The organism is Actinopolyspora alba, from assembly GCF_900112765.1.
GTDB lineage: Bacteria > Actinomycetota > Actinomycetes > Mycobacteriales > Pseudonocardiaceae > Actinopolyspora > Actinopolyspora alba.
The window spans coordinates 163,623-179,671 of record NZ_FOMZ01000002.1 but is presented as its reverse complement, the minus strand read 5'-3'; the positions used below and the strand labels follow the sequence as shown (position 1 = coordinate 179,671).

15 protein-coding genes and 1 riboswitch are annotated in these 16,049 nt (G+C 67.7%); of the genes, 6 read left to right on the top strand and 9 right to left on the bottom strand.

Annotated features, from left to right (window positions below; genetic code table 11):
- Positions 1-97 precede the first annotated feature (97 nt).
- The 3 genes from BM150_RS03400 (at position 98) to BM150_RS03390 (ending at position 2,716) form a co-directional block, all read left to right on the top strand.
- Positions 98-481, top strand: coding sequence for a DUF3817 domain-containing protein (locus BM150_RS03400; RefSeq protein ID WP_092923736.1), 384 nt, complete (start codon positions 98-100; stop codon positions 479-481).
- Entirely contained in the window at positions 478-1,416 is a 939-nt protein-coding gene (locus BM150_RS03395) for a heme o synthase (RefSeq protein ID WP_092923733.1), read from the top strand. Before BM150_RS03400 ends, BM150_RS03395 begins: the two co-directional genes overlap by 4 nt.
- A 298-nt stretch (positions 1,417-1,714) precedes the next feature.
- Positions 1,715-2,716 carry an Acg family FMN-binding oxidoreductase gene (locus tag BM150_RS03390; protein ID WP_092923730.1) on the top strand — a complete coding sequence of 334 codons (1,002 nt, stop codon included), beginning with the start codon at positions 1,715-1,717 and terminating at the stop codon, positions 2,714-2,716.
- 31 nt (positions 2,717-2,747) lie between these two features.
- Here the strand turns inward: BM150_RS03390 and BM150_RS03385 are convergent, their stop codons facing one another.
- Positions 2,748-3,593 (bottom strand): SAM-dependent methyltransferase, encoded by an 846-nt coding sequence (locus tag BM150_RS03385; RefSeq protein ID WP_092923726.1) that lies wholly within the window; start codon positions 3,591-3,593, stop codon positions 2,748-2,750.
- 204 nt (positions 3,594-3,797) lie between these two features.
- On the opposite strand from BM150_RS03385, the gene BM150_RS03380 reads away from it, so the two are divergent.
- Positions 3,798-4,580: a helix-turn-helix domain-containing protein gene (locus tag BM150_RS03380; RefSeq protein ID WP_092923723.1), complete on the top strand. Its 783-nt coding sequence runs from the start codon at positions 3,798-3,800 to the stop codon at positions 4,578-4,580.
- A gap of 121 nt (positions 4,581-4,701) precedes the next feature.
- Here BM150_RS03380 and BM150_RS03375 read toward each other — a convergent pair whose 3' ends face one another.
- The 3 genes from BM150_RS03375 to BM150_RS03365 all read right to left on the bottom strand — a co-directional run bounded on the left by BM150_RS03375 (position 4,702) and on the right by BM150_RS03365 (position 6,835).
- Positions 4,702-5,496, bottom strand: coding sequence for a triose-phosphate isomerase family protein (locus BM150_RS03375; RefSeq protein WP_175496665.1), 795 nt, complete (start codon positions 5,494-5,496; stop codon positions 4,702-4,704).
- A 68-nt stretch (positions 5,497-5,564) separates the two neighbouring features.
- Positions 5,565-6,131, bottom strand: a complete 567-nt coding sequence (locus tag BM150_RS03370) for an SIS domain-containing protein (protein WP_092923717.1) — start codon at positions 6,129-6,131, stop codon at positions 5,565-5,567.
- Positions 6,128-6,835 (bottom strand): orotidine 5'-phosphate decarboxylase / HUMPS family protein, encoded by a 708-nt coding sequence (locus BM150_RS03365; protein ID WP_175496664.1) that lies wholly within the window; start codon positions 6,833-6,835, stop codon positions 6,128-6,130. The genes BM150_RS03370 and BM150_RS03365 overlap by 4 nt, the downstream gene beginning before the upstream one ends.
- Before the next feature lie 310 nt (positions 6,836-7,145).
- Positions 7,146-7,377: riboswitch (cobalamin riboswitch) on the top strand.
- 143 nt (positions 7,378-7,520) lie between these two features.
- On the opposite strand from BM150_RS03365, the gene BM150_RS03360 reads away from it, so the two are divergent.
- Positions 7,521-10,016, top strand: coding sequence for a ribonucleoside-diphosphate reductase subunit alpha (locus BM150_RS03360; protein WP_217641332.1), 2,496 nt, complete (start codon positions 7,521-7,523; stop codon positions 10,014-10,016).
- Between the two features lie 168 nt (positions 10,017-10,184).
- Entirely contained in the window at positions 10,185-11,276 is a 1,092-nt protein-coding gene (locus BM150_RS03355; protein ID WP_092923711.1) for a ribonucleotide-diphosphate reductase subunit beta, read from the top strand.
- A 144-nt stretch (positions 11,277-11,420) separates the two neighbouring features.
- On the opposite strand, the gene BM150_RS03350 is transcribed toward BM150_RS03355, so the two are convergent.
- The 5 genes from BM150_RS03350 to BM150_RS03330 form a co-directional block, all read right to left on the bottom strand.
- Positions 11,421-12,050 (bottom strand): HNH endonuclease family protein, encoded by a 630-nt coding sequence (locus tag BM150_RS03350; RefSeq protein ID WP_175496663.1) that lies wholly within the window; start codon positions 12,048-12,050, stop codon positions 11,421-11,423.
- Between the two features lie 300 nt (positions 12,051-12,350).
- Positions 12,351-12,689: an MBL fold metallo-hydrolase gene (locus BM150_RS03345; protein WP_092923706.1), complete on the bottom strand. Its 339-nt coding sequence runs from the start codon at positions 12,687-12,689 to the stop codon at positions 12,351-12,353.
- 150 nt (positions 12,690-12,839) lie between these two features.
- Positions 12,840-14,336, bottom strand: a complete 1,497-nt coding sequence (locus BM150_RS03340) for a tripartite tricarboxylate transporter permease (protein WP_092923703.1) — start codon at positions 14,334-14,336, stop codon at positions 12,840-12,842.
- Complete coding sequence (locus BM150_RS03335; RefSeq protein ID WP_092923700.1) at positions 14,336-14,911, bottom strand: tripartite tricarboxylate transporter TctB family protein; 576 nt, start codon at positions 14,909-14,911, stop codon at positions 14,336-14,338. The genes BM150_RS03340 and BM150_RS03335 overlap by 1 nt, the downstream gene beginning before the upstream one ends.
- Positions 14,908-15,897: a Bug family tripartite tricarboxylate transporter substrate binding protein gene (locus tag BM150_RS03330; protein ID WP_092924390.1), complete on the bottom strand. Its 990-nt coding sequence runs from the start codon at positions 15,895-15,897 to the stop codon at positions 14,908-14,910. Before BM150_RS03330 ends, BM150_RS03335 begins: the two co-directional genes overlap by 4 nt.
- Between the last annotated feature and the right edge of the window lie 152 nt (positions 15,898-16,049).

The following is a 16,049-nucleotide window of genomic DNA, read 5'->3' as shown; positions in this document are numbered from 1 at the left end:
CGTGCCACGACGGCAGCCGATCCATCGGCCCACGAACGGGACGGACATCGCCGCCGCGGTCGTGGTGGAGGCACGAGGCGGGATTGAGGGAGTTGTCGTGAAGCCGAGTGTTCTGCTGACCGGTTACCGGGTCATGGCGTATGTGACGGCCGTGCTGCTGATCGCACTGTGCGTGGCAATGGTGGGCAAGTACGGGTGGCCGAGCGGCACCGACGTGCAGCACGTCGGTGAGACCTCCACCACCGTCATCGGAATCGCCCACGGTTGGCTGTACATGGTCTATCTGGTGTTGGCACTGTTGATCACCCGGCTGTTGCGGGTCCCCATCGGGCCCATGATCCTGGTCCTGTTGGCCGGGACGATTCCCTTCGGTGCCTTCTTCGCCGAGCACAAGGTGGTTCAGTGGTTCCGCGTGTGGAGCACAGCAAAGTACGGTCCCGCGGCCGGGACAACCCAGCAGACCGGGTCGGCGCAGACATGACGACCGCGACACGATCCACCGGGGACGACGAGAGGTCCACCGGCCGCGCCGGAGCGCGCGGAGTGCTCAGCGCCTATCTGGCACTGACCAAGCCGCGCGTCATAGAGCTACTGCTGATCACCACGATTCCGGCCATGTTCCTGGCCGAACGCGGCATCCCCTCGTTGCTGCTCGTGCTGGTCACCCTGGTCGGGGGAGCGATGGCCGCGGGCAGCGCGAACACGCTCAACTGCGTCGCCGACTCGGACATCGACGCGGTCATGGACCGCACCAAGTCCCGCCCGTTGGTCAGCTACCGCGTGCCGCGCACTCACGCCCTGGTGTTCGGGCTCGTGCTGAGCGTGGCTTCGTTCGCCGTGCTGTGGGCGGGGGCGAACCTGTTGGCGGCGGTGCTCGCGCTGTCGGCCACCCTGTTCTACGTCTTCATCTACACGCTGGTGCTCAAACGGCGCACCTCGCAGAACATCGTCTGGGGCGGCGCCGCCGGCTGCATGCCGGTCCTGGTCGGCTGGGCGGCCGTCTCCGGAACCGTGGAGTGGCCCGCGGTGGTGATGTTCGCCGTGGTTTTCCTCTGGACACCGCCGCATTTCTGGTCACTGGCTATGAAGTACCGCGCGGACTACGAGCGGGCGGGCGTGCCGATGCTTCCCGTGGTGGCGACTCCGCGGCAGGTCTCGGCGCGCATCCTGGCCTACTCCTGGGCCACCGTGGCGAGCACGCTGCTGCTGATCCCGGTCACCAGCTGGATCTACGTCGGCTGCGCCGTGTTGATCGGCGCGGTGTTCCTGGTAGTGGCACAGCGGCTGCACCAGGGCGTGCGCCGCGGTCGCGGCGTCAACCCGATGCGGCTGTTCCACCTGTCGAACAGCTACCTCAGTGGGCTGTTCCTGGCCCTGGCCGTCGACGCCGCGATCGGGCTGCCCGTGCTCGGTTGATCCCGAGCCCGGGCGGTGTTCCCGCCGGGAAGCCGGTACGGGGTGTTGTCCGTACTCTCGTGGACCGCGGGCGCGGCACCACGTGCGCGCCCGCGTTTCGGACATATATCCGTCGAACTCCGCCGTGCTCCGCCACTCGGACTGCGTCTTTCCCGGTACGGCGCCATAGTGAGCCCGGGGATTTCGATATCCGGCCTTTTCGCGCTCGGTGATCCCTCCCGGCACTTCGGCCGCCACCAGTGCCGATTCATCGCGATACCGCGGCGAGCGCGCACACTCGTGTCGCAGGGGGTCGACCATGAGTTGGCTCAGACCGCACCGGCGACGAGCCGGTACTTCCACAACCGAACAGGGCTGGTCACCCGAAGAGGTCCACAGCCTGGAGGACGCGGTCGCCCGGGCCCCCTCGGTGCACAACACCCAGCCCTGGGAACTGACGACGAGTGACCGCACGGCGCTGCTGCGCGAGCGACCCGACGTGGCACTCGAGCAGCACGATCCGGAAGGCAGGGATCGGCGACTCTCCTGCGGTGCGGCGGTGACCAACCTGTTCCTCGGGGTGCGCGCGCTCGGCTGGGCGGCCCTGGTGCGACGGTGGCCGGAGGAGAGCGAATCCGACGATCCCCGGCTGGTCGCCACCGTCAAGGCCACGCATCGGCAACAGCCGTCGGTTTCCGAAGGACAGCGCTTCCGGGCGATCACCCGGCGCACCAGCTACCGCAAGCCGTTCCACGAACAACAGCTCCCCCACGTGGCGAGAGAGGCACTGCTCGCGGCGGGGAACTCCGCCGACGTCCACGCCCGCTGGATAACCGGCCTCGAGGAGGCGCGGACCCTCGCGGAGATCCTGGGCTACGCGGCCCGGGTGCACCGCAAGGACCGTCACTACCAACGGGAACTGGCCATGTGGCTGGTGGACGGTCAGGGCGGTGTGGATCCGGGAGGTGGCATCGCTTCCGAGGATCTCGGTACCGGGGGAGTGGCCGCCGTCGGCCTCGTCGGACCGAGCAGCAGACTCCCCGACGAACGGCATCTCGCCGAGTGGATCGCGAACGAGTCGATCATGGTGCTGACCACCAGCACCGACGAACCCGCCGCGCACTTCCGTGCCGGTGAGGCCATGCAGTTCGCCTGGCTCACCGCCACCAGTCTGGGGGTGGCGGCCTCGGTCATCACACAACCGCTCAACCTCACCGAGGTGCGCGCGGGACTGCGGGACCGGCTCGGACTGCCGGGACCCCCGCACGCGTTGCTCAGGTTCGGCTATCCCGTTCCGGTCCCGACTCAGCGCCGTTTCTGACCGGTGTACCTGTCCGACGTCGGTCCGTTGCTCAACGCGTCAGCCTGCCCACCGCTCCGTACGCGTTCGAGACCTCGATCTCCTCACGGGCGACCGTGTCCTGGGGGTGCCAGCTCGGCAGCGGTACGAGTCCGGGTTCCACCAGCTCGTAGCCCTCCATCAGCTCGGTTATCTCGTGCGGGGGGCGCCACCTGACAGGTGTCGGCGTGCGGGCCATGATCTCCTCGGCGTCGGCGACCTGCCGCTCGGTGGCCGATATCGCGGAGATGTGTGAGAGAACCAGATAGCTTCCCGCCACACACGCCTCGCGGTAGGCGGTGATCACCTCCCGTGCGGCCCGCTGCTCCGGCACGAACGGCAGCACCGCTACCGCAAGCACTCCCACCGGGCGACTGAAGTCCAGCAGTCCCGCCACGCCGGGAGCGGTGAGCACCGCCTGGGGATCCCGGACATCGGCCAGCGTGATCGTCACGTTGGAGTGCTCGGCGAGCAGTCGCTGTGCGTGTGCCACCGCCACAGGTTCGTGATCGACGTAGGCCACCCGGGCCGTCGGATCGAGCGACTGGGCCACTTCGTGCACGTTCCCGACGGTCGGAATGCCCGAGCCCAGGTCCAGGAACTGGTCGATCCCCCGCGCGGACAGGTACGCGACCGCGCGACCGAGGAAGGCCCGGTTGGCCCGCGCGTACTCGCGCGCGTGCGGCATCGCCGCCGATCCGGCCTCGGCCGCTTCGCGGTCCACCGCGAAGTTGGTGGATCCACCCAGGTAGTAGTCGTACATCCGGGCCGCGTTCGGTCGGTCCGTCCGTGTCTCCCCCGGCGGCGGGGCGAACGAGCTGAACGGAACCGATTCCCGGGGATCCTCGTGCTGGTTCATCCGCGCTTCCTCCGGAGTAGCTGCCACGTTCGGGTCACCGAGACCACGGGCAACGTTACGCCTTCCGAGCCCGTGCCACAGCAGTGGAGCGGAGGACCGGTCACTCCGCTGTCAACGCCGTGTCAGCCCCACCCGCTACAACCGGAGTTGTTTGTTCCATTGCTACCGACGGGCGAACACCGCCCTCCGAAAGCGGGTATAGCGATGAGTCGACCGGTACGGCCGAAACACCACGACGAGACGGAGCCCGGGGCGGAGGCCAACGGCAGCCTCGCTCGTGCTCTGCTGTTGTTGCGCGAATTGGCACTTCGTCCCGAGGGAGTGGGGGTTTCGGAGCTCTCCCGAACGCTCGGCATCCCGAAGCCGAGCGTCCACCGCACACTGCGCACGATGCGACGGTTGGGTTTCGCGCGCGAGTCCGAACACGTCTACTTCCCCGGCACCGAACTGCGACGTCTCGCGCGTGACCTCACCGCCGGCACCGAGTCACGCCTGCTGTGCGAGCGCCTGTCCCCGGTGATGGTCGAGCTCTACTGTGCCGCGCGACTTCCGGTGGAACTGGCGGTGCCGCGTGGTAGCGATGTCGTCGTGCTGCACCGCGTCCATGGGCGCGGTGCCTGGAATCCGATCGGAACGGCCGGCGGGACGGTCGAACACCACGGAGCGACGACCAAGGTGCTGTCGGCGTTCTCGCTCGACTCGGTACCGCACGAGGTGATCGGTGATCGCGGGGAGCGCGTCCGAGGTCCGTCCTCGTCCCAGTTCGCGGAGATCCGCAGGACCGGGCTGTTGGTGGAGAGGTCTTGTCACGGGCGGGTCGAACTCGCCGCTGCCGTGCTGGACCGGCTCAGGCGTCCGATGGCCGTGCTGGCGATGACAGGTCCCACCGCCCGGGTGCACAACATCCCGCACACGGCGACATTGCTCAGGCAGGCCGCACACGATGCCGCGAAGCTACTGCCCACCGGTTCGACGAGCCGTTGTTGAAGGACTCGCCCAACGAAGTCCTCCGGGGTGCCGGGATCCGCCGAGATCGCGGGGACGGTCCACGAGCGAGGCGGGAGACCTCGGTGCGGTGCACTTCTCGCGATCACGACGGGATGTTCCGTCAGGCGCACGTGGCCACCTCGTCGAGAATGTCGCGCAACACGGCGGTGTCACGCCCCGACCTGCCCACCCCCAGCCCGTCGATCGGTGCTTCGGCACGCAGGGCGCGGAACGTTCCGGGAAAAACCGCCCCACCGTAGAGCAGCATGGTGGCACCGTCACGAGCGTCCGCCACGCGTCGGAGCTCGTCCAGCACCGTACCCACGTGTTCCGGTGTGGCACCGCTCTCCGCCCCGATGGCCCAGCGCGGCTCGTAGAGAAAAGCCACGGGCGAGGTTCGGGGAACCGATTCCAGCGTCGAAACGGCCTGCTCCGCCGCTCGCGCGGCCGCCGACACCGGGTTGAGCCGTTGTTCCTCGCCGATGCACACGATCGGCGTGATTCCGGCGGTGGTGGCCGCCAGCGCCTTGCGCGCGGTCGAGCGGTCGTCCTCGCCGAAGAGGGTCCGCCGCTCGGAGTGTCCCACCATGCAGTAGTGACAGCCCGCCTCGGCCAACATGTCGGCTGGGACCTCGCCGGTGTAGGCGCCCGCTTCCGGCCAGAGGTCCTGCGCGCCGCACGACGCTCCGAGCTTGGCTGAGGTAGTGCCCAGCAGCGGGAACGGAACGAGCAGCGTCAGTATTCGACGCAGTTCCGGGTCCACGTCCCGTCGGATCCCGTCGATCCATCGCTCGGTCCGTTCGATTCCCAGGTGGGCTTTCGCGCTCACGCAGACCAGACGTCGAGCGGGTCGTCCGTGCACCGTTTCCGCGCTTCGGGCTCCTACTTCGTCGGCATTCTCCTCGAGTGATGACATGCCCGCTCCTCGTGACGATGTGGCGTTCGGGTCTCCGCTCGGCGAAATCGTGTTGTCGTTCGGCGCGTTCATTCGAGATTGGCGTGTCGTCGGGCCGCGTAGTCGCTGTCGATTCCCAGTTCCTCGGCGAGCGCGTTCGCCACACAGTCGAACAGCACGAAACCGGTCTCCTCGAACGTCGAGTTGGAAAACAGCGACTCCTCGTCGAGGTCCGAACCCGTGTGAGGCTCGATCGGAACCAGGTGGTCGGCGAGTTCCCCCAGCCGTGACGAGTTCGTGTCGGTCACCGTCACGACCGCGGCACCGTTGCGGACCGCCGTTTCCGCCAGCAGCACTACGGTGGCGGTGTTGCCGGAGCGGCTGCAGCACACGAGCACGTCGTTCTCGCCGATCGCCGGTGTGGTGCTGGCTCCCACCACGTGACAGGCGATCCCGAGTTGACTCAGCCGCATGCCGAACGCCTCCACCACCAGCCGTGACCGGCCGGCGCCGAGCACGAACACCCGTTCCGCGTTCGAGAGGATGTCCACGGCGCCGGCCACCGACCGGGCGTTCAGCCCGGTGATTTTCGTCAGTACCTCTTCGCCGCTCCGCCGCAGCAGCCGTGGCAGCCGAGCGATCGTTCGGTCGCTCATGAGTCCGTTCCCCCGAATCGCTCGTGCATCGCTCTCCGGATCCGCCGCACGGCGTCACACGGCTCGCTCGAGTCGAGGACGTAGCCGCCGACGACCAGGATCGCCGGGGTGCCCGTGTGCAACGCTCTCACCGATTCGGGTGAAATTCCTCCGGAGAGCTGGACATCGCGGATTCCCAATTCTTCGCACATTCTCAGTTGCGTCGACAGGTGATCGCTGTCCTCCCGCTCGTCGAGGCCGTTGTGTATTCCGATGTAGTCCACGCCGAGTTCCGACAGCCTGCTCAGCCGGTGCGGGGTGGCTCTGGTCCCAACCAGGTCGCCGACCACCGCTCGTCGGTGACGACGGGCCTCGGACACGACACCGGTGACGGTCGCGTCGGCGGCACCGGCGCAGACCGTGGTCAGGTCGGCTCCGGCCTCGAAGACCAGTCCCGCCTCGTAGGCGGCGTCATCCATGGTTTTCGCGTCGGCCAGCAAGTCCGTCCCCGGAATCGCTCGTCGAACACGCTCGATCGCCCACACGCCCTCGGTCTTCAGCATCGAGGTCCCGACCTCGGCGATGTCGATCAGCGGAGCGGTTTCGGAGAGGATCCGTACCGCCTCGGAACTGTCCACGAAGTCGAAAGCGAGCTGCAGCAGCGGTCTTTCGCGTGGGGAAGTCCCGGAAGCGGGTAGGGGTTCCGTTCGGCTTTCGCTGGACACTGTGACTCCCGGAGCGCCGTTCGTCCGCCGTCCGGCGGTTGGTTCGCGGATAACGCTAGGAATCCGCCGCCCGGTTCGGCGAGCGGCCGTTTCGTCCCGCGAAACGGCCGGATCGGTCCGCGCCGGGTGCCGCCTCGGTGGACCCGTCGCGTGGTCCTCCAGGTCGTTGGAGCCGTTCCCTCGCGGCCGCTCCTGTCGGGACAGCGTCCGATGCGGTCCGCCCGCTGCTCGTCGTTTCCTTGCCCGCCAACTCGAAAACGAAAGCTCGGTAACCCATGTGGGGGTAGCCTAGATCCAGTAAGTCAACATGTAGTGTGTTGCTGTCGGCGGTTCACCGGATTCGAAGGATTCGGTGTGCCAACAGGGAACCCGGTGCGAGTCCGGGACTGCCCCGCAGCGGTAAACGGGAACGAACGCCGTGCCACCTCAGGGTGGGAGACGCACTGGACGCTACCGGTCCGGGAAGCGACGGTTATCAGGACCGGCGGTCGAGCCGCCGGAAGCCCGTGAGTCCGAAGACCTGCCGTCGATGCGCGCACGACCGTGCGCGCCGTCCGCGACCTCGAGGGAGGGTCCGCGCGAACTCGGCCGGACGCGTGCCCCGGAATTCGGTGCCGTGTCCCGCGGACCTCGTGTGTTCCCGCCCGGTCCGGGCATCGGTTCGAACTCGCGAGGAGAGTGCACCGTGACTCGAGCGTCCGACGCTGTCGTGTCTTCCGCCGCCCCCGACATCCGTGTCAGCGGCCTGGACGGGGAACCGGAACCGCTGGACTGGGACAGGTTGTCCACGGTGGTGGAACAGGCCTGTGCCGGGTTGGCGGACGTGTCCGCCGAGCACGTGCTGCGCGAGGTGCGGCGCAACCTCTACGACGGCATCTCGCCCGACGAGTTGGCAAGCGCGCTGATCATGGCCGCCCGCACGCTCGTCGAAGCCGAACCGAACTACTCGCGGGTCACGGCCCGGCTGTTGTTGGACGACCTGCGTCGCGAAGCCCTCAGCTTCCTGGATGGGCAGCAGCGGGAGGCCGACCAGGAGGAGATGCGGCAGCGCTATCCGGACTACTTCGTCCGCTACGTGCGGCACGGCATCGGAAACGGCCAACTCGATCCGCGGCTCGGCGAGTTCGACCTCGAACGGCTCGGCGCCGCGCTGCGTCCGGAGCGGGACACGTCGTTCGACTTCCTCGGGCTGCGCACGCTTTACGACCGCTACCTGCTGCACGAGCGGGGAGTGCGTTACGAGCTGCCGCAGGCGTTCTTCATGCGGGTCGCCATGGGGCTCGCGCTGGAGGAGGACGATCGCGGTCGCCGTGCCGTGGAGTTCTACGAGCTGCTGTCGGCGATGGACTTCATGTGTTCCACACCGACCCTGTTCAACGCCGGAACCACCCGCCCCCAGCTGTCATCCTGCTTTCTGACCACCGTCGACGACGATCTGCGGCACATCTTTCACTCGATCGGCAACAACGCCAAGCTGTCGAAGTACGCCGGAGGTCTGGGCAACGACTGGACACCGGTACGCGGTATCGGTGCCCACATCAACGGCACCAACGGGCAGTCCCAGGGGGTCGTGCCGTTCCTCAAGATCGCCAACGATACGGCGGTCGCGGTCAACCAGGGCGGCAAGCGCAAGGGGGCGGTGTGCGCCTACCTGGAGACCTGGCACATCGACGTCGAGGAGTTCCTCGACCTGCGCAAGAACACCGGTGACGACCGCAGGCGCACCCACGACATGAACACGGCGAACTGGGTTCCGGACGAGTTCCTGCGTCGCGTCGAGGCCGACGGCACCTGGACGTTGTTCTCCCCGGACGAGGTGGGCGACCTGCACGACCTCTACGGCACGGAGTTCGCCGAGCGCTACCGCGAGTACGAACGCGCCGCCGAGCGGGGTGAGCTGAGAGTTCACCGCAGGGTCTCCGCCGTGGACCTGTGGCGCCGGATGCTGACCATGCTGTTCGAGACCGGCCATCCGTGGATCACCTTCAAGGATCCCTGCAACCTGCGTTCCCCGCAGCAGCACGCCGGTGTGGTGCACTCCTCCAACCTGTGCACCGAGATCACGCTCAACACCGACCGGGACGAGGTGGCGGTGTGCAATCTGGGGTCGATCAACCTGGCGAACCACGTCACCACCGACGGCATCGATCGCGAACGACTGCAACGCACCACACGAACCGCCGTGCGCATGCTCGACAACGTCATCGACATCAACTTCTACACGATTCCGGAGGCACGCGACTCGAACACGCGGCACCGGCCGGTCGGGCTGGGGGTGATGGGGTTGACCGACGCCCTGTTCGAGCGCCGGATCCCGATGTCCTCGCAGCGTGCCGTGGAGTTCGCCGACCGCAGCATGGAGGAGATCAGTTATCACGCGATCTCGGCCTCCTCGGATCTGGCGCACGAACGCGGTCGCTACGATTCGTTCGAGGGCTCGTTGTGGAGCCGGGGCATCCTGCCGCTGGACTCGCTGGAGCTGCTGCGGCGTGAACGCGACGGCGACGTGGAGCTGTCGACCTCCTCGACGCTGGACTGGCAGCCGCTGCGGGAGAAGGTGCGGCGGCAGGGCATGCGCAACTCCAACGTGATGGCGATCGCCCCCACCGCCACGATCTCCAACATCTGCGGCGTCGGGCAGTCCGTCGAACCGCTCTACCGCAACCTCTACGTCAAGTCGAACATGTCCGGCGATTTCACGGTGATCAACCCGCATCTGGTCGCAGACCTGAAGCGGGCGGGGTTGTGGGACCGGCGCATGGTGGCCGACCTGAAGTACCACGACGGTGCCCTCGGGCCGATCGAGCGGATCCCGGCGGAACTCAAGGAGCTCTACGCCACGGCGTTCGAGATCGGCTCGGACCGGCTAATCGAGGCCGCGGCGCGCAGGCAGAAGTGGATAGACCAGGCACAGTCGCTGAACCTGTACCTCGCGCGGCCGAGCGGGCGCGAACTCGACCGGCAGTACCGCGACGCCTGGCGCAAAGGGCTCAAGACCACCTACTACCTGCGCTCCAGCAGCGCCTCGGACGTGGAGAAGAGCACGCTGCGCGGTACCGACGGCAAGCTCAACGCCGTATCACCCACCGTGATCCCGGCCGATACGTCCTCCGACGCGGCGAATTCTTCCGACGCGACGACCTGCGCGGTGGAGGACCCCGAGTGCGAGGTCTGCCAGTGACCTCCTTCTCCGGGAGCACGACCTTCGGAGAACGGGGCGGAAACCAGCCGCCCGAGAAACAGCACCCAGCCACCCCAGAAGCTCCGAGAGCGCTCGGTCGGAACGCCGGGCCCGCGAACGGACCGAACAGGTCCGGCGCGATCAAGCACAGGAGGACCGGAACCCAGTATGACCTCGTTGAACGTGCCGGAAACCGCCGTCAGCCCCGACACCAGCGGACTCGGGGAGATCGACCGTTCCGGATCCCGGGTCGACGCGGCGGACAAGGCGATGATCAATTCCCGCGCCGACGTCAACCAGCTGCTGCCGCTGAAGTACGGCTGGGCCTGGGACAAGTACCTGGCCGGGTGCAACAACCACTGGATGCCCACCGAGGTCTCCATGCAGGCCGACATCGCGCTGTGGAAGTCCCCGGACGGGCTCACCGACGACGAGCGGCTGATGCTCAAGCGCAACCTCGGCTTCTTCGCCACCGCGGAGTCCCTGGTCGCCAACAACGTGGTGCTGGCGGTGTACCGGCACATCACCAACCCCGAGTGCAGGCAGTACCTGCTTCGGCAGGCGTTCGAGGAGGCGGTGCACACCCACACCTTCCAGTACATCTGCGAGAGCCTGGGGCTCGACGAGGGCGAGCTGTTCAACATGTACCGCGAGGTCCCGTCCATCTCGGACAAGGACTCGTGGGCGCTGCGGTACACCAGGAACCTGGAGAACCCCGACTTCGCCACCGGAACGCCCGAGGCCGACCAGGCGTTCCTGCGGGACCTGGTGGCGTTCTACGTGATCTTCGAGGGGATGTGGTTCTACACCGGCTTCGCGCAGATCCTGTCGCTGGGGCGCAGGAACAAGATGGTCGGCATCGCCGAGCAGTACCAGTACATCCTCCGGGACGAGTCGATCCACCTCAACTTCGGGATCGACTGCATCAACCGGATCAAGCTGGAGAATCCGTGGCTGTGGACCCCGGAGTTCCAGGAGGAAGTGCGTACGATGCTGACCGAGGCCTGTGAGCTTGAGGTCGCCTACGGTCGGGAGACCATGCCGCGAGGCATGCTCGGGCTCAACGCCGAGCTGTGCACCGAGTACATGCACTTCATCACCAACCGCCGCTGCGACCAGCTGGGCCTGGAACCGGTGTTCCCCGAGACGGGGAATCCGTTCCCCTGGATGTCGGAGGCCGTCGATCTGAAGAAGGAGAAGAACTTCTTCGAGACGCGGGTGACCGAGTACCAGTCCGGAGCGGCGCTGGAGTGGGACTGACCGGAGTTCGTCGAGAGGCCGGAACCGTCGGGCCGTGATGCCCGGCGGTTCCGGTTACCTCACTGACGTTTTTCCCGTGCTGTTGACCGACCGGCGCGGGTCTTGCCGGAGCCGGAACCGTCGGGCCGACCGGAAAACTTTCGATCAGCAGTCGTCGAGCATGTTCGACAGCGCGTTCTGCTCGGCCGAGTCGACGCTCAGACCCCAGACGTGCTTCACGTTGATCCAGCTGCGCGCGTACACGCAGTGGTAACCGGTGTTGGAGGGCTGCCACGCGGCCGGGTCGTCGTCGCTCTTGGTCATGTTGGAGGTGCCCGAGACCGCGATCAGCTGCTGGCTTTCCAGGTCGTTGGCGAAGTCCTCCCGCTTCGCGTCGCTCCAGCTCGCGGTGCCGGAGCGCCAGGACTCGGCGAGCGGGACCACGTGGTCGATGTGCACCTCGCTCGGGTCGCTCACCCACCGCTGGTCGTAGACGCTGTACCAGCTCCCCGAGTCCGGGTAGCAGTCCGAGCCGACGGTGACGCCGCTGCCGTCCCGTTTCAGCACGGTCTCCCGGGTGTCACAGTTGCCCGATTGGCTCGACCAGTGCGGGAACCTGTCCCGGTCGTAGCCGCTCATCGAGCCCTCGGCGCTCACCGTGAGCTCGGCGAGCTGCTGCCGGGCGGTGGATTCGCCGGGCGGGTCGGGTGGATAGGCGGCGGCGGTTCCCGCCGAGGCGAGCAGCAGTGTTCCCGCGGCTAACGCGGTGGTCAACGCGATCAGTAACCGTCGCACGGTCGTTCTCCTCACGTGCTGGGGTGAGCCGACCTCAGCAGCGTGACAAGCGAGGGTCAACACCGGTCAATACCGCGGTGAAGAACCGATGATTTCGAGAGGCCGTCCGTGGTGAATTCCGCATCGGACGGACCACCGGATTCGTCCCCACGGAGCAGACGGAGCGCGGGACGCACCGAGCTCGCCGTTCCGGCGCCGAAACACTGTCCTCAACGAAATGGGGCAGACTCCTGGATTCGAGGCGGAAAGGCCCCACCGAATACTTCTCGGCGGGTAGCGGATGTGGTTCGAATACCCGGCTCAGCGGTTCGGTGCAACCTTCCTCGAACTCGCACAGCGTTCCCACACACCGGAAGCCGCGTACAGCGGCATCGCCGCACCGTCGCGCTCGCCGAACCAGCGGGCGCGGAACAGACCGTGCACATCGACCATGTGGTCCGGGTGCCGGTGGGTGACGATCAAAGCGTCCACACCGGACGCTGTCGTGTTTCCCAGCAGCCGTGACAACCCGGGCAGTGTTCCGTAGCCCAGGTCCAGCACCACGCGGAAACCGGCGTGTTCCAGCAGGAAACCACCGCAGGCCCGGCCCTGTTCCGGCCAGGCACCGCAACTGCCCAGCACTGTCAGTCGAGCGGTCATTTTCCCAACCTATCGTGCCGGGTACCCGGGGTCAGGTGCTTCACCTCGGTGATCCTTCAGGGGCAGCTGATGACCGATCAGGACAACCGCTCCCCGGAAGGTCCGGCTCGGGACCTTCCGGGGAGCGGTGTGTCGCTGAATGGAGAGGTGTCAGGCCGCCCGTGCGCGCCGCACCCGCAGCACGCTGGAGACGACCACCGCCACCAGCAGGATCGCGTAGATCCCCACGGCGAAGGGGCTGGCGAACAGCACTCCCACGTCTCCCTGACTCATCGCCATCGCCCGCCGCAGCGAGGTCTCCGCCAGCGGCCCCAGGATCACGCCGATCAGCACCGGCGCCACCGGGAAGCCGTAGCGGCGCAGCATGAAACCGAGCGCCCCCACCACGTAGAGCAGCAGCACGTCGAACAGCGAGGACCTCGCGGTGTACACCCCGAGGGTGGCGAACACGACGATCCCGGCGTAGAGGTAGTTGCGCGGGATCCGCAGCAGCTTCGCCCACACCGGTGCGAACGGCAGGTTCAGCAACAGCAGCATGACGCTGCCGATGAACAGGCTAGCCAGCAGTGCCCAGACCAGGTCGGACTCCTGGGTGAACAGCAGCGGACCGGGACGCATGCCGTACTGCTGAAAGGCGCCGAGCATGATCGCCGCGGTGGCCGAGGTGGGCAGCCCCAGCCCCAGCAGCGGCACCAGCGAGGTGGCCGTGGTCGCGTTGTTGGCCGCCTCCGGGCCTGCCACGCCCTCGATGGCGCCCCGACCGAACTCGTCGTCGCCACGACGGCGGGACAGTGTCCTCTCGGCCCCGTAGGACAGGAACGTCGGTATCTCCGCACCACCCGCGGGGATCACGCCGAACGGGACACCCAGTGCGGTGCCGCGCAACCACGGCCGCCAGGAGCGGCCCAGGTCCCGTTTGCTCAGCCACGGCCTGCCCGAGGCGACCGTCTCGGTGGCGGGATTCCGCCGCGCGCGGGAGGCCACGTACAGCACCTCCCCGATCGCCAGCAGCCCCACAGTCACCACGATGATGCTGATCCCGTCCAGCAGCCGCGGACTTCCCAGCGTGAACCGGACCGCCCCGCTCTGCTCGTCGATGCCCACCATCGCCAGGGCCAGCCCGAGTCCCAGCCCGCTCAGCCCGCGCAGCACGTCGCCCGCCACCACTGCCGAGGTCGCGAGGAAGGCCAGCACGGTCAGCGCGAAGTACTCGGGAGGACCGAACCCGACCGCGAGGTCGACCATCAGCGGCGAGAAGAACACCACGAGCGTCACGGCCACGATGCTGGCCAGGAACGAACCGAGCACGGCCGTGGCCAGTGCCTGCGGTGCCCTGCGGTTCCTGGCCATCGGAAAGCCCTCGAACGCCGTGGCCATCGAGGAGCTCTGCCCAGGGGTGTTCAACAGGATCGCGGTGGTCGCCCCACCGAACTGGCCTCCGAAGTAGACCCCGGCGAACATGATGAAGGCGCCGGTGGGGTCCAGTTGGAACGTGACCGGCACCAGCAGGGCGATCGCCATGGCGGTGCCGAGTCCCGGCAGCACGCCCACGACCGTTCCCAGCACCACACCGGCCAGGCAAAGCAGCAGGTTGACGGGAGTCAGCGCCGAGCCGAACCCGTCGAGCAGCAGCGACAGCGTTTCCATCACAGCACCTCCAGCAGCAGCCCGGAGGGCAGCGACAACCCCAGCCCGGCCGAGAAGGCCAGTTGCACGGCGGACGAAACGACCACCGATATCCCCAGGTCACGCAGTTTGTGCTCGCTGCCCAGTGCGCAGGAGACACCCCAGAACAGCAGGGCTCCCGCCACGATCCACCCGGCGGTTCGCAGCAGCGCCAGATGCGCCACCAGGGTTCCGGCGGTCAGCAGCAACGGTTTCCAGTCACTGCGCGCTCCGGCCGCGTCGGCTTCCGTGGCGGTCTGTTCCTCCGTCGCGGTCGTGTCCGTCACGGTGGAGCGATGCCCGGGCAGCGCCACCCGCACGGCCAGCGACACGCCCAGCACCACCAGCAGCGCGCCGATCACCCCCGGGAAGAACCGGGGGCCGAGGAAGCTGACCGAGGAGGGAACGTCCATCATCGCGGTACGCAGCAGCAGGAAACCGCCGATCGCGCCGACCAGCACACCCACGAACAGTTCACTGCGCCCGGTCCAGAACGAACCGGAAGCGCTCTCGTCGTCCCGCCGCCGCGAGGCGGTTCGTTGCACGAATGTGGTCATGACAGGCCCAGCTCCTCGCTGATTCGCTTGATGCGCGCCGTCTCGGACTCCAGGAAGGACCGGAACTCCGCACCGGTCTGGAAGGTGTCCTTCCAGCCGTTGCGTTCCACCGCGTCCTGCCACCGCCCGCTCCCGTGCACCGTTGTGACGATCCTTTCCAGCTCCGCGCGCTGGGCATCCGACAGCCCCGGCGGTGCGACGACTCCACGCCAGTTGGCCAACGAGGCGTCCACGCCCTGTTCGACGAACGTCGGAATGTCGACCCCTTCCAGGGGTCGTTGGGAGGAGACCCCGAGCGCACGCAGCTTCCCCGCCTCGATCTGCCCGGCGAACTCCGCGTAGCTGGAGACCCCGACGTCGAGTCCACCGTCGAGCAGCCCCGTGACGACCTCACCGCCGCCCGCGTAGGCGATGTAGTTGAGTTCGGAGGTGTCCACCCCGGCGGCGCGCAGCAGCATCCCCGCGAACAGGTGGTCCGTACCGCCCGCCGAACCGCCGCCGACCGCGACCGAGCGCGGGTCGGCTCGCCAGGCCGACATGAGGTCCTCCACCGTGCGGAACGGCGAGTCCTTCGGCACCACCACGACCTCGTAGTCGTCGGCCAGCCGCGCGATCGGGGTGACGTCGTCCAGCGTCGTCGCGGAGTCGGTGGTCTGGATGGCTCCGGTCATCACCGCCCCGCTCATCATCAGCTTGTTGCCCTTGCCGGACTGGTTCGCCAACCGGGAGAGCCCGATGGTGCCGCCGGCGCCGGGCACGTTGAGAACCTCGGTGGCGCGCGAGAGGCCGTGGGCGTCCACCGAGCTCTGGATCTCCCTGGCCACGGTGTCCCAGCCCCCGCCCGGATCGGCGGGGGCCATCAGTTGCAGCTTGTCCCGGGGGTCTTTCCCACCGGAGGCCTTCGTGTGGGCGTCGGTCAGGCCCGCCCCCACGACGACCACGCCCAGGACCGCTGCGGTCAGGCGCAGGATCAGTCGTCCCGTCATGGTTTCTTCCCTGCGAAATCCGGATCGTTCACGTCGACTCCGCACCCCGCTGTCCCGGTTCTCGTGGCCGGGCGCACCGGCGGAGAACCCGTGCACGGCGATACCGCCGGATGAACAGCACGTTACGAGTCGTGGATCACAGGGTGTGGGTC